Below are 14,229 nucleotides of genomic sequence, written 5' to 3' on the forward strand. Positions count from 1 at the left end.
ACATCAATGAAAAATAAATCATACATAGGTATATCTTTTATTGTACTCATATTCGGGATATGGGCAGTGCCAAAAATTGTAGCCAAATTTCAAAAATCAGATTTAGTAGAGATAGGACCAGTACCATCGTTTAAACTTACCGACCAAAACGAAAAAACAATTACAGATAAGGATTATTTGGGTAAAGTATGCGTAGTAGAATTCTTTTTCTCTACCTGCCCTACAATATGCCCTATCATGAACCAAAACATGCTAAAGCTGCAAAAAGAGTTTTACGGTAACCCTGAATTTGGTATTGCATCAATAACCATTAATCCAGAATACGATACACCGAAAGTATTAAAAGCCCATGCTGAGGAATTGGGTGTAAAACACTACAATTGGCACTTTTTAACAGGCGACCAAGATTATATTTTTAACCTAGCTAAAAAAGGATTTAATCTGTATGCAGGCGAAAACAAAACCGCAGCAGGAGGCTTTGAGCATTCGGGCTTATTTGCACTAGTAGATAAAGAAGGTAAAATAAGATGCCGAAAAGATGAACACGGTAACCCAATATTGTATTACGACGGGTTGGAGGAAGAAGGTATAACAGCTATAAAAGAGGATATTAAAAAACTATTGGACGAGTAATGGAAAACCAAATAAACGGCAAAAATGCCGAAAGTAAATATAACAAATGGATAGTAGTGCTATCCGTGGCTATACCGCTAGTAGTAGCCGCTCTGTTTGGTGTAAACTTAAAAAAGTTAGGCTACAATGTTCAGCCATTATCATTTTTACCACCAATATATGCTACCGTAAACGGGTTAACAGCAATAGTACTAGTAGTAGCAGTTATGGCTATAAAAAACGGCAAGCAAAAACTGCACGAAAACCTCATGAAGTTTGCCATAACACTATCAGTAGCATTTTTGGCAATGTATGTAGCGTACCACATGACGTCCGATTCTACTAAATTTGGTGGCGAGGGGGCTATAAAATATGTGTACTACTTTATACTTATAACCCATATAATCCTCTCGGTAGTAATTATTCCTTTTGTGTTAATTACTTATGTTAGAGCTATTACAAAATCGTTCGAAAGGCATAAAAAAATAGCCCGTATTACGTATCCGCTATGGCTATACGTAGCTGTTACAGGAGTTATAGTCTATTTAATGATATCGCCTTACTATGTACATTAGTAATGCTATAAATGATGAAAGAATGAAAAAGATACTTTTTACAATAACTTTTATACTTACCGCCATTAGCAGTAATGCGCAATGTGCTATGTGCCGTGCCGCATTAGAGAGTAACGATAGTGGTATAAAACCCGAAGCGGTTAACGATGGTATTGTGTACCTAATGATATTTCCTTACCTAATAGTAGCCCTAATAGGCTATGCTGTGTATAAGTTGCGTACTAAAAAGCCAAAGGCAGCGCTAACAGAGTAATTTTAGCGTTTTGCACTGTAATACACTCCCTTTTTTACCGTTACTACCATTGCTGGCAGTGTTTAATTTTTACCAGATACTAGCAATCGTACAACAACTATAAATTTAAAGGTAGTCTTTGTAACAAAAGCTGTCGTAGTAAGTCTAATGAATATATAATAAATTACTTACTTTAGATAATTTAAATACCTTTGTAAAAACCATCAGCTTACAATTATGAGCAGCAAAAAAACGGTAATACTCTTACTATTTTTCACGTTTTTTAGTATACTAACTAATGCACAAGAAAAAAAATGGACACTTAACGAGTGCGTAGCTTATGCGATGGAGCATAACATATCAATACAGCAAAGTGAGTTGGACGAGAAATTAGCTGATATAAATCGGTCTGATGCACTTGCAGCTTTCTTACCAACAGCTACTTCACGAGGGAGTCACTCATGGACTATCGGTTTAAACCAAAACATAACAACAGGTTTGCTTGAAAATCAAACCACACAGTTTACATCGTTTGGTGTAGATGTAGGAATTGATATTTACAACGGTTTACAAAACCAAAATCGTGTACGTAGGGCAAACCTTGCTATAATAGCAGCCCAGTACCAAGTAACCAAAATGCAGGAGGACGTAGCATTAAATATTGCTAATGCATACCTGCAAGTGCTTTTTAACAAAGAGAATTTAAAAGTACAACAAGAGCAATTAAAGCTAGACGAAAAGCAAAAAGAGCGAATTGCCGACCTTGTTGAAGGTGGCGTTGTACCACGAGGCGATTTATTGGATATTGAGGCTACAGTAGCTGCTGATAAGCAAAATATTATTACAGCCGAGAATACACTGTTAATATCCAAGCTAAGCCTTGCACAATTATTGCAGTTAGAAGATTTTCAAGATTTTGATATTGCCGAATCGGATTACGAAGTTACCGAAAGTAGTGTAATGCTACAATCGCCAGATGCCATATATAATAAAGCCATAAACGAACGCACGGAAATAAAAATAGCCGAAGCCAATTTGGCTGTAGCCGAAAAAGACATTAAAATAGCAAGAGGTGCTTACCAACCATCATTACAAGGTTTTTACAGTTTTGATACCCGTGCATCTTACGCCGACCAAATTATAGGATTTGAGCCCGATCCCAACAACCCTTCGTCGGTAGTAGGGTTTTTAAATGGCGATTCTGATTTGCCAGTACTCCAACCTAATTTTAGAAGTATATTAGGAGGTCCTGATGCCATACTGGATCAGTTTGACAGAAACAAGGGACACTCGTTTGGTTTGGCCTTAACCATACCTATACTCAACGGTTTTTCAGTCCGCAATAACGTACAACGCTCAAAAGTGGAACGTGAACGTGCTGAATTACAATTAGAGCAACAAAAAGTAGACCTTGAGCGTAATGTATACACAGCCTATACAGATGCTAAAGGAGCACTAAAAGCCTACGAGGCAGCATTATCTGCATCTGAAGCCAGACAACAATCATTAGAATACGCAACAGAACGATACGACGTAGGACTCATAAATGTACTCGATTTTAACCAAGCACAAACACTTGCAGTTAACGCACAATCGGAAGTATTGCGTACTAAGTACGACTATATTTTTAGGGTTAAAATTTTAGAGTTTTATTTTGGGATACCAATCATTCAACAACCATAAGTAGCAACAATCATGTCAAAAAAAACACTATTCTATATTTTAGGAATTACGGTAGTAATAATTGTAATAGCCATAGTATTAAGCAAAACAGGTGCTTTAGGAAATAAGGATAATAGTAAAGAAGTTGAAACGGCTATAGTACAAGCTACATCGTTAACAGAAACAGTATCGGCTACAGGTAAAATACAGCCCGAAGTAGAAGTGAAAATATCTTCGGAAGTTTCGGGAGAAATCATTGAGCTACCCATAAAAGAAGGGCAAGCCATTAAAAAAGGACAACTTTTAATTCGCATCAATCCCGATTTATATGAGTCTGGACTTAGCCGTACAGCAGCGTCCTTATCTACAGCAAAAGCAGGACTTAGCCAAGCAGAAGCACAACTTAAAGAGGCAAAAGCCAATTACGACCGTAATAAAACACTTTTTGACAAAGGCGTAATTTCGCGCTCCGAGTGGGATGGTATTATCTCGGCCTACGAAGTAGCACAAGCATCAAAACAATCAGCCTACTTTAGTGTGCAAAGTGCAGGTGCTAACGTTACCGAAGCTAAGGATAACCTGAACCGAACTACAATTTACTCGCCTGTAGATGGTACAATATCCAAACTTGATGCTGAGCTAGGCGAGCGCGTTGTGGGAACACAACAAATGGCAGGTACCGAGATACTACGTGTAGCCAACCTAAACAACATGGAGGTAGAAGTAGATGTAAATGAGAATGATATTGTTAAGATACAAATAGGGGATAAAGCTGATATTGAAGTAGACGCCTACCTAAAAAAGAAGTTTAAAGGAGAAGTTACCAGCATATCTAATTCGGCAAGTAGCGATTTAACAGCCGACCAAGTTACCAACTTTAAAGTTAAAGTACGTATCAATAAAGAGTCGTACGCAGATATGACCGAAGGTAAACCAGCGAACTACTCACCATTTAGACCGGGTATGACTGCTACTGTAGATATTATTACTGAAAGTAAAGACAATATTATTGCAGTACCTATTAGTGCCGTAGTAGTAAAATCGGATACTACAGCGGTAAAACAGGATATTATAAAACAACTTGAAGAAGAAGAGAGAAAGAATAAAGGAGAAACAAGTAAAGATGAAAAGTTTGAGTGTGTTTTTGTAAAGAAAGGCGATAAAGCAGTATTGCGCCCTATTACTACAGGAATACAAGATGATACCAATATAGAAGTTAAAACAGGGCTTAAAAAAGGCGAAGAAGTTATTACAGGACCTTACACTACTGTTACCAAAGAACTATCGCCAAACGATAAAATACGGGTAAAGAAAGACGATAGTGATAACGACGATAAGTAAACGCTAACCTATGGGCTTTATACTTAATATTGAAACCGCTACCAAAAATTGTTCGGTAGCGTTAGCGCAACAGGGTAATGTTGTTGCGCTCCGAGAATTTGCAGGCGAAGGCTACAGCCATGCAGAGAAACTACATATTTTTATAGAAGAAGTACTTAAAGAAGCACAAACTACGTTTGAGGCACTTGATGCCGTTGCTGTTAGTATGGGTCCAGGCTCCTACACGGGGCTTCGTATAGGTGTTTCGGCAGCAAAAGGGTTATGTTACGCATTAGGTATACCACTTTTGGCTATAGATACGCTAGCAGTATTGGCACGCCAAATAACAATATCCGAAGGCGTTATAATACCTATGATAGATGCAAGGCGAATGGAAGTGTATAGTGCTATTTTTGATAAAGAATACGACAAAATAGTACCCATACAGGCAGAAATTATTACCGCAGATTCTTTTTTGGAGTATCGTAGCCAGCCCTGTCATCTTATAGGCGATGGTGCCCAAAAATGCAAAGAAATACTATTAGGTAATAATTTTATATACCATAATGATGTTGTATATCCCTCATCTGCAGAAATGGCAGCATTATCGTATAATAAGCATCAAAAAAGCGACACCGTTGATGTCGCTTATTTTGAACCTTTTTATTTGAAAGATTTTGTTATGAATCGGTAACGATTATAGTAAAGTATTTAAATAATTACCCAGTAATTTTAAATCGTTATCCTCGCTTACTTTAATCTTGTTTTTCTTCATAAACGTTTTAATGTCTTTTTCTTTACCAGGAATTAACGCCATTATGTCTTTTCTTCTATCAGACATGTGTACAATTTCACCATTATTCATCTGGATGTAGTACTTAGCATCACGCTTTTTATACATTGGGGCTTTGTATTTTTGGTAACCAGTATCTGGGTGTTTTTCTGGTTGTAAGAAAATACGTTCGCTTCTGAAAATTTTTAGGTTAGGGTTATCACTAACAAGAACAAGATAATTTTGTCCCATTTCCCCATCTTCATTTTTATACTGTGTAAATACATACGTGGCACTTTTGTTGGTTAATGCAACAACCATATCCTCTTTAGGGTCAAGCACCATAATTTCGTCGTGTACTTTTACTTCCATCTCATCACTGTATGCATTGTATCTGGCAAGTACAATCTCCTTAGAGTCGTTTATTTTTGCAGCGTTAAAATTCTCTATGTAATATTGAGTACCCTGTGCTGCTTCGCTAGGTGCTTTTTTCGTATATATAAAATCAACTCCTCCAGAGTCAAGATCAACATACGTTTGTTGCGCATTCGTAAATGTTGCAGTAGCTAATAGTGCAGTAAAAGCTAATAATCCTTTAATTTTCATGGTATAGTTTTTTTAAGAAGCTCAAAAATATAAATAATATTTTGTGTGCTACTATTTCTATCAATATTTAACAAACAGTATGCCAGTTAAATCGGTAAAAACTATTATGAATTTTTAGGGGGTAAATTTCTTACATGAAGATCTGTTTGCGGAAATGGTATTTCAATACCCTCTTTATCAAGCTCTATTTTACTGTTCTCTTTAAAGTCAGAAAGCATTTGCCAGTAATCTTCATTTTTAGCCCACACAAATATCTGGAAGTTTACAGAGCTATCAGCCAACTCTCTAATACGTATAACAGGTTCTGGATCTTTTAGTATGTTTTTATCCATATCAATAACACGTTTTAAAACCTCTTTTGTTTGTTTTATATCGCTATCGTACCCTACACCTATAGTAAGGTCCGCCTTACGTATGGGCTCTTTAGAAAAGTTGGTTATATTTCCGTTAGATAGTGCTCCGTTAGGAATGTATATTACTTGGTTGGTAGGGGTTAGTAATTTGGTATACAATATTTGTATCTCGGTTACTGTACCGCCTTCGCCTTGCGCATCTATAAAATCACCTAATCTAAAAGGTTTAAACAATATAATAAGTACACCACCTGCAAAGTTAGATAGTGAGCCTTGTAATGATAAACCTATTGCTAAACCAGCAGCACCCAACACGGCTACAAATGCCGATGTTTCGATACCCAGTGCACCAACCACCATTACAATAAGTACTACACGTAGTCCCCACGTTAAAATATTCATGGCAAATTTTATCAATGTAGGGTCTGAATCGGGATGACGATTCATCATACGCTTTAAAAACCACCGTAAAAATCTAATAACAATGATACCGATAACCAAAATGGTTACCGCTTTAATTGCGTTCGGTAAAAAATCTAGCAGACTTTCACTTAGCTTTTCAATGACATTGTCCAAATTATCCATTTTTAAATTTTTAATTGTTTTGTTACTTCGATTATTGAATTTGTTGGCAAATTACAAGTATTATTCTTACAAACATAAAACATTACACTATCTTTAACAAAACGATTGGCTAGTATAGGTACTTGAGATTTTGATGTGCAACCTACTGTTATTATGTGTGGTAAGTACTCACTGTGTATGGCTTTTGCTGCCTCGTTAGCATTTTTACCGCATATTGCGAGTTCTTTATTTTCGTGCCCTAACGTTAGCCATAAATTAAGCCAGTTGGAAAACGCCGAAGGATAATCTAAACTTGGTATAATGTTGTATAGCATTTGCAAAGCCACTTTTTCATAATAGTTATTATGAAAGAATAGGCTTAATGTGTACAGTACGTTACCCATTACAGAGTTGGATGCGGGTATTACATTATCTTCAGTTTCAAAATGAGGTGCTATTAGTTGTTCGCTATTGGCAGCGTTAAAGCTGAAAAACTGCTGTTTTTCATTATAAAAATTATCCAAACAATAGTCGGCTAATTGCTTGGCATACAACAACCATTTTTCGTCCATAGTAGCTTGGTGTAGGGCTATAAACGCATTGGATGTATGGGCATAATCTTCAAGAAATCCTTGTATTTTGGCTGTTCCATTTTTATAGGTGCGCCATAAATACCCGTTTTCGTGCCACATAGTATTGGCTATAAATTCGGCATTTTTAAGGGCAATATCTAAATAATGTTCATCGCCTAGTGCTTGGTAACAATCAATATAGCCTTTAAGCATCAGGGCATTCCAAGAGGTTAGTATTTTGTCGTCCAATCGTGGTTTTGCTCTTTTTTCCCTTGCTGCGTAAAGCAAACCTTCCCAATGTTTCTTTTTTTGATGTAAGGTTTCGGGAGCAATGCCAGCAGCTTCTGCCAATGCATCTATTGGTTGGTTTTGTATTAGTACATAATTGTCCTCTTCCCAGTAACCAAAATCGTTACTATTAAATACTGTTGCAAATAAATCAAAATCGTTGCCTAGTATATCTTGTAGTTCGTTTTTTGTCCAAACATAAAAAGCACCTTCTTCTAAACGTCCCTTTTCGTCCAAGCTATCAGCGTCAAGCGCACTGTAAAAAGCACCATTTTCTGCTGTGAGTACTTCTTTAATAAACCGATGGGTTTTTTCCAATACCTCTTTATACAATTTATTTTTGGTGCGTTTATAGGCTTCGGCATACAAACTCATAAGCTGCCCATTATCGTAAAGCATTTTCTCAAAGTGGGGCACATGCCATTTCATATCTACAGAATAGCGCGAAAATCCGCCACCAACAGTGTCAAAAAGCCCACCCCATGCCATACGGGTTAGTGTTAAATCAACAAAATGTAGTAATTCGGTATTATTGGTTTGATGGCCATATCGTTGTAAAAACAAGTAATTATTCGGCATCATAAATTTCGGAGCACGTGCGTAACCACCATATTCGTTATCAAAACTGTCAGTCCATTTATCTACAATAGGCTTTATGTTTTCAGGTGGTGGCAGTGCTTCGTTAGTTGCTCCACCTGCCAAGTTCATGCCTGCTACGCCATTGTACAATTTTTCAGCGTAGTCTATCATTTTTTCAGGCTCATTGGTATACATGTCTTGTAGTTGCTTCAATGCCGATATCCAATTTTCCTTTTTAAAATAAGTGCCACCCCAAACAGGCTTGCCATCGGGTAGTAAAACCACATTCATAGGCCATCCGCCTTGCCGTGTCATTAATTGTACCGCTTTCATGTATACGGCATCTACATCAGGGCGTTCTTCTCTATCTACTTTTATCGATATGTAGTGTTTGTTCATAACCGTGGCTACCTCCTCATCTTCAAAACTTTCGTGCTCCATTACATGGCACCAATGGCATGCGGAGTAGCCTACGCTTACTACAATTAATTTATTCTCTTCTTTTGCTTTTTTCAATGCTTCTTGGTTCCATGCCTTCCAGTATATGGGGTTGTTGGCGTGCTGTAATAGGTAAGGGCTCGTTTCTTTATGTAGTTCATTCATAGTATCAAATTTTGGAAGGTAAAGTTACTTAAAACCCAATTCGAAAAAAATGTTTATATGCTCATTCAGTACCTATATGCTTGCAAAGCAACGTGTTTACTATACAATACAACCTATAATTATTGTTTATGGGTTGTATTAATTATATAAATAAAAATTAATGGATTTGTTTTTTGAAATTTGCACCTGTAACAATCAACAAATTATGCCTAGAAATTCTATCAAATCAAACCGTTCATTACTTATCGCAGCATTACTTTGGTTAATGCTAGGTTTAGGACTAACCTTTGTAGAGGCAGAAAGTTTGCCGTACCAAGCCGTATTAGGTAGTGGTTTTTTATTTAGTGGATATGCTGTTATGACCGCCAACAGGAATATTGCAGCAGATGAAGAAACTAATAAAAAGAAAAGTACTGCATGGATTTAAATTTACTGCTGGATAACCTTACCAACCCTGCACTTTTATTTTTTTTACTGGGTATTATAGCCGTACGATTTAAAAGTGATCTTGAAATTCCGTCTAATTCATCAAAATTTATTTCGTTATACCTGCTTTTTAGCATTGGCTTTAAAGGAGGGCAGGAGTTAGCACACAGTAATTTTTCGTTAGAGATAGTTTGGTCGGTAGTTTTCGGAATTTTTATAGCTGTTTTCATTCCATTGTACAGCTTCTTCTTACTTAAAAAACGATATACTATAGATAATGCTGGTGCTATTGCAGCGGCATACGGCTCGGTGAGTGCCGTTACCTTTGTAACCGCAGTATCCTTTTTAGAAATTCAGGGCTATACCTTTAGTGGGCATATGGTGGCTGTAATGGCGCTTATGGAAGCTCCTGCAATTATTGTAGGTGTGATTTTAATACGATTATACACTAAAAAGAGTGGTAATGCACAACCCTCTAGCATGAAAACGGTTATACACCACTCGTTAACCAACGGTAGTGTACTACTTATATTAGGTAGTTTATTAATTGGTTTTTTAGCAAGCGAGGAGCAAGCACTGGGTATTAAACCTTTTACTACTGATATTTTTAAAGGATTCCTTGCCATTTTTTTACTTGATATGGGTATTGTAAGCGGACGAAAATTGAACGACTTTTTTAAAAGTGGTTGGTTTAGTGCCTTTTTTGCAATATGCATGCCGCTAGTAAATGGTTGTGTAGTTGCAATAGCCAGTGCGCTTATTACGCAAGACCCTGGTAACCGCTTTATATTTGCTGTACTTGCAGCAAGCGCATCATACATTGCCGTACCAGCTGCCATGAAAATAGCCGTACCTAAAGCCAACCCAGGTATATTTTTGCCCATGGCACTTGCGGTAACCTTCCCCGTAAATATTACAATAGGCTTGCCTTTTTACTTAATGATTATCCTGAATACCTAACTGCCACACCATACCACCGCAGGTCGATTCTGGTTGAATAGGAGAGGTGGAACCTGAACCAAATTATTTTAGATGAAGATGCTAATGCTAAAAGCAAATGATGGCTACCCTGTTTACGGTAATTCCAGAAAAGATTGGGATAATGGTAAACGCTGGGGATTCGATAACCCCGAATATAGATAAAAAATGTATTATAACTAAAAAAGCCCACTCATTGAGTGGGCTTTTTGTGGTACCTCCAGGAATCGAACCAGGGACACATGGATTTTCAGTCCATTGCTCTACCAACTGAGCTAAGGTACCGTTATTGCTGTTATTGCGGGTGCAAATATAGGGGTATTTTTGTACTATCCAAAATAAAAACTAAAAAAATATAAATTCATTTTTTCAAGTTCAAATATTAATTTTAGCCTTGTCCAGCAGTGCAATTTTACTTAATCAAATAATCGTTTGGCTCTATGTATTCATAATCAGGAGAATCAATAAAAAATTGGCGTAACTGCCACACAACATTTGTTAACGTACCATAAAAGTACAAACGGTTATACCCTAATTTTTTGGCTAGTTTAAACCTATTTAAAATATTTTATTCTGCCTATCATCAATTGTAGAAGTCCCCTTTAAATAGTTTTTGTATGCTACAGCATAGCTGCTATCGCCTTTTAGTGGTATTGACTTAGCAAAAAATCAATTTGTATCTTTGTTCAACTAATAAAAAAAAGATGCTTTTAGCAATAGATATTGGCAATACTAAAATTAAAGTAGCTGTTTTTGATGCAGATACCTTAGTTAATAAGCTAAGTTTTAACAAGGGCGATATAAAGCACGAAATTCAAAAACTTTTTACGCAATACGCCGAAATTTCTAAAATAGTACTCTCATCAGTAGGGGAAGAGGATGCTCAACTGTTGTTATGGTTACAAACCCAAGGCAGTTTAACGATTATTAATCGTAATTCAGATTTTCCGTTTACAAATTGTTATAAAACTCCAAAAACGTTGGGTATAGATAGGATGGTGCTTTCGGCAGGGGCAGTATTGCAATTTCCGCAGCAAAACAGGCTGGTTATTGATGCTGGTACGTGCATTACGTACGACTTTATTGATAGAGCAAACCAGTATATTGGTGGAGCAATTGCGCCAGGTCTTCGGTTGCGGTACGAGTCCATGCATAATTTTACGGCAAAACTTCCGTTGTTATACCCAGAAATACCTGCTAGTTATGTTGGTACTACCACAAAACAAGCCATGCATTCGGGTGTAGTTAATGGTTTACTTTATGAAATTGAGGGCTTTATGCACAGGTATATTGAACAGTATGGCAATGTGGTAATAATATTGACAGGAGGAGATGCCGAATTTTTGGCTAAAAGATTAAAAAACACCATATTTGTCAATTCAAATTTTCTGCTCGAAAGTCTGAATAAATTATATTTATATACTATAAAAATCGAAAATGATTAAAAGATTTATTGTAGGTATTTGCCTGCTTTTCACCGCGATGGTTTTTTCGCAACAAAACAACTCTTCTCCTTATTCGTACTACGGTATTGGCGATTTAAAATTTAAAGGTACTGTAGAGAATCGAGCTATGGGTGGTTTGGGTATATTACCCGATAGTATACACATGAATTTACAAAATCCAGCATCGTACAGCTCGTTGTTACTTACCAGTTTTACGTTAGGAAGTACGTATTCGGCAACAACATTAAAAACAGATGCAGCAGAAAGCGAGGCAACCCGAACAACCCTCGATTATTTAGCGTTGGGTATACCCATTTCCAGAAAGACGGCCTTAGCGGTTGGGGTATTGCCTTATAGCTCTGTGGGATATCGAATAGAGAATACTGTAGTACAAGACGATACTGAAACATTTACGCAATTTGAAGGCGAAGGAGGGCTTACCCGTGTTTTTGCAGGAGTATCGTATAAAATAACGCCAAAACTATCGTTGGGGGCAGATGCACAGTATAATTTTGGTACCATCGAAACAAAATCGATAACAGCATTACCAAGTGTTCCTGTACAATATCCTACTCGCGAAATTAATACATCGGATTATAGCGGTATATCGTTTAATATTGGAGCCATGTTCCAAACTAAAATCAATCAAAAATACGATTGGTTTACCAGTGCAACCTATGCGCCATCATCTAAACTATCTAGCGATACTGAACGACAATTGGCAACAATAACCTTTGCCGGTTCGAGTGAAATTATTGTAGATGAAATAGATGTTACCGTTGGGTCTGATGATGTTACCTTACCATCAAAAGTTACGCTTGGCTCAGGTTTAGGATTAAAAAGCAAATGGTTTGTAGGTGCTGAGTATACGTTTCAGGAAAGTAACGAGTTAGGGAATCGTTTTGACGATGTAACTAATGCTAGCTTCGAAGCATCGCACAGAGTATCGTTGGGAGGATATTATACACCAAAATATCAGTCCTTTAATAGTTATTTTAGTAAAATAACCTACAGGGCAGGATTAAAATATGAAAAAACAGGGCTTGTGCTTAATAACGAGTCAATAAACGATTATAGTATATCTTTGGGTATGGGTTTACCATTAAACTACTTTTCGTCTAACCTTAATTTAGGTTTGGAGTTAGGGCAACGCGGTACAACCAATGCCAACCTCGTACAGGAAAATTATATAAATGTATTTGTTAGTATCTCTTTAAACGATAGATGGTTTGTGAAGCGAAAGTATGATTAATTAAAATTTTGGGATTATGAAAAAGAAACTTGCCTTTTTAGTAACTATAGTACTAAACACTTTGGTGTTTACTGCGGTAGCGCAAACTACCGATAAATGCGAAAAGCAATTTGAAATATATGAAGAAAAGGTAAAATCCCGAAGTTATACCGATGCTCAGGATATTTTGGCAATACTACAAAAGGATTGCCCCAAGTACGATACTAAAATATACACTTACGCCGAGAAAATGTACAAGTATAAAATAGAATCGTCTCGCACCCCCGAAACTAAAAGGGCTAACATAGATACGCTTTTAGTATTGTATGCCGATTACGAAAAAAACTTTCCAGGCAATGGTAGTTTGGTACGCAAAGCCTTATTGCTAAAAGAGCAGCAAATGGCTGATGACGATGAGGTGTACAAAATGCTAGATACTTTTTTTGCTGCCCACAAAAAAAAGTTTACCGATTACGATGCTTTACAGACCTATTTTAACCTGTATTTACAAAAGTACGAATCGGGCAAAACAATATCTCAAAAAGAATTTGTTGAAAAATACGCTACTATAGCAGCGCAAGTTGCCTACGCCCAAAATAAGCTTACCACGCAAAAAGCAACCTTATTGCAAAAGCAGGAAACAGCAATACTTACCGATGAAGAGAAGCAACTATTAGCTGATGCTGACCCAGCATTAGATGCACTAGATGCCGTTGCTGATAACATTAGTATTATGGCATCCAAACACTTTTCGTGCGAGGTACTATCAGAATATTATGCTAGGAGTTATAACGACCATAAGGCGGATATTGAATGGCTTGGTGCAGTAGCCGATGTAATGTACAATAATAAATGTTATAATAACGAGGTACTGTACAATGCAGCTACCGCAATACAAAAAACACAGCCCACAGCGCAGTCCAATTACAGACTGGGTAAAATAGAACTTAAGCGCGGTAATACTAAAGACGCTATATATTACTTTGAAAAATCGGTAGCATTAGATAATGACATAAAAAATAAAGCCAATAAGTATTACGAAATTGCATCGGTATACAGAAATATCGACAAAAAAACAGCAAAACAATATGCTTTAAAAGCTGCCGAAACAAACCCCGAATTTGGTAAACCCTACATTATGCTGGCACAAATGTATGCTTCGGTTACCAGTGGCGGCGAATGCAATTTAACCGATTTTCAGCGTAAAGCATTAGTGTTTTTAGCACTAGAAGCAACTAAAAAAGCGGAGGAGGCAGAATCGAGATACAAAACTACCGCTGCTGCCATGGCAGAACGTTATAAAGAGAAATTACCTTCTAAATCAGAGGCAAAAGCAGCAGGATACCGCCGAGGCGATGAGGTTACTTTCGGTTGCTGGATAAACGAAACCATTAAACTTCCAAAACTGTAA

General features: G+C 37.0%; 14 protein-coding genes and 1 tRNA gene. 11 read left to right on the forward strand and 4 right to left on the reverse strand.

All coding sequences use genetic code 11. The features are described from left to right. Nucleotides 1-6 precede the first annotated feature (6 nt). The 6 genes from K1I41_RS05755 (at nt 7) to tsaB (ending at nt 5,095) form a co-directional block, all read left to right on the forward strand. Nucleotides 7-633 carry an SCO family protein gene (locus tag K1I41_RS05755; protein WP_220641727.1) on the forward strand — a complete coding sequence of 209 codons (627 nt, stop codon included), beginning with the start codon at nt 7-9 and terminating at the stop codon, nt 631-633. After that, nucleotides 633-1,187, forward strand: a complete 555-nt coding sequence (locus tag K1I41_RS05760) for a DUF420 domain-containing protein (RefSeq protein ID WP_220641728.1) — start codon at nt 633-635, stop codon at nt 1,185-1,187. Before K1I41_RS05755 ends, K1I41_RS05760 begins: the two co-directional genes overlap by 1 nt. A 22-nt stretch (nt 1,188-1,209) precedes the next feature. Further along, nucleotides 1,210-1,440 carry a CAMCR motif-containing small membrane protein gene (locus tag K1I41_RS05765; protein WP_220641729.1) on the forward strand — a complete coding sequence of 77 codons (231 nt, stop codon included), beginning with the start codon at nt 1,210-1,212 and terminating at the stop codon, nt 1,438-1,440. A 216-nt stretch (nt 1,441-1,656) separates the two neighbouring features. Next, nucleotides 1,657-3,102: a TolC family protein gene (locus tag K1I41_RS05770; protein ID WP_220641730.1), complete on the forward strand. Its 1,446-nt coding sequence runs from the start codon at nt 1,657-1,659 to the stop codon at nt 3,100-3,102. 12 nt (nt 3,103-3,114) lie between these two features. Next, entirely contained in the window at nt 3,115-4,422 is a 1,308-nt protein-coding gene (locus K1I41_RS05775; RefSeq protein ID WP_220641731.1) for an efflux RND transporter periplasmic adaptor subunit, read from the forward strand. A 10-nt stretch (nt 4,423-4,432) separates the two neighbouring features. Continuing rightward, nucleotides 4,433-5,095, forward strand: a complete 663-nt coding sequence (gene tsaB, locus K1I41_RS05780; RefSeq protein WP_220641732.1) for a tRNA (adenosine(37)-N6)-threonylcarbamoyltransferase complex dimerization subunit type 1 TsaB — start codon at nt 4,433-4,435, stop codon at nt 5,093-5,095. Between the two features lie 3 nt (nt 5,096-5,098). On the opposite strand, the gene K1I41_RS05785 is transcribed toward tsaB, so the two are convergent. From K1I41_RS05785 to K1I41_RS05795, 3 genes are all read right to left on the reverse strand, one after another. After that, nucleotides 5,099-5,779: a hypothetical protein gene (locus K1I41_RS05785; RefSeq protein ID WP_220641733.1), complete on the reverse strand. Its 681-nt coding sequence runs from the start codon at nt 5,777-5,779 to the stop codon at nt 5,099-5,101. Between the two features lie 104 nt (nt 5,780-5,883). Further along, nucleotides 5,884-6,717: a mechanosensitive ion channel family protein gene (locus K1I41_RS05790; RefSeq protein WP_220641734.1), complete on the reverse strand. Its 834-nt coding sequence runs from the start codon at nt 6,715-6,717 to the stop codon at nt 5,884-5,886. 2 nt (nt 6,718-6,719) lie between these two features. Continuing rightward, a complete protein-coding gene (locus K1I41_RS05795; RefSeq protein WP_220641735.1) occupies nt 6,720-8,738 on the reverse strand; it encodes a thioredoxin domain-containing protein in 2,019 nt (672 codons plus the stop codon). A gap of 205 nt (nt 8,739-8,943) precedes the next feature. On the opposite strand from K1I41_RS05795, the gene K1I41_RS05800 reads away from it, so the two are divergent. Both K1I41_RS05800 and K1I41_RS05805 read left to right on the forward strand, forming a co-directional pair. Further along, a complete protein-coding gene (locus K1I41_RS05800) occupies nt 8,944-9,165 on the forward strand; it encodes a hypothetical protein (RefSeq protein WP_220641736.1) in 222 nt (73 codons plus the stop codon). Then, nucleotides 9,156-10,124: a sodium-dependent bicarbonate transport family permease gene (locus tag K1I41_RS05805; RefSeq protein ID WP_220641737.1), complete on the forward strand. Its 969-nt coding sequence runs from the start codon at nt 9,156-9,158 to the stop codon at nt 10,122-10,124. The genes K1I41_RS05800 and K1I41_RS05805 overlap by 10 nt, the downstream gene beginning before the upstream one ends. A 230-nt stretch (nt 10,125-10,354) precedes the next feature. On the opposite strand, the gene K1I41_RS05810 is transcribed toward K1I41_RS05805, so the two are convergent. Next, nucleotides 10,355-10,427: transfer RNA gene (locus K1I41_RS05810), tRNA-Phe, on the reverse strand. Between the two features lie 419 nt (nt 10,428-10,846). On the opposite strand from K1I41_RS05810, the gene K1I41_RS05815 reads away from it, so the two are divergent. From K1I41_RS05815 to K1I41_RS05825, 3 genes are read left to right on the forward strand one after another with little or no spacing between them, the layout of a single operon-like run. Further along, nucleotides 10,847-11,587, forward strand: a complete 741-nt coding sequence (locus tag K1I41_RS05815) for a type III pantothenate kinase (protein WP_220641738.1) — start codon at nt 10,847-10,849, stop codon at nt 11,585-11,587. Further along, the gene (gene bamG, locus K1I41_RS05820) at nt 11,580-12,839 is read left to right on the forward strand and encodes a BamG family beta-barrel-assembly machinery protein (protein ID WP_220641739.1); all 1,260 of its coding nucleotides are present in this window, start codon (nt 11,580-11,582) and stop codon (nt 12,837-12,839) included. Before K1I41_RS05815 ends, bamG begins: the two co-directional genes overlap by 8 nt. Nucleotides 12,840-12,855: 16 nt before the next feature. Further along, nucleotides 12,856-14,229 (forward strand): tetratricopeptide repeat protein, encoded by a 1,374-nt coding sequence (locus tag K1I41_RS05825; protein WP_220641740.1) that lies wholly within the window; start codon nt 12,856-12,858, stop codon nt 14,227-14,229.

The sequence above is a fragment of the Flavobacterium litorale genome, from assembly GCF_019613795.1.
Lineage (GTDB): Bacteria > Bacteroidota > Bacteroidia > Flavobacteriales > Flavobacteriaceae > Flavobacterium > Flavobacterium litorale.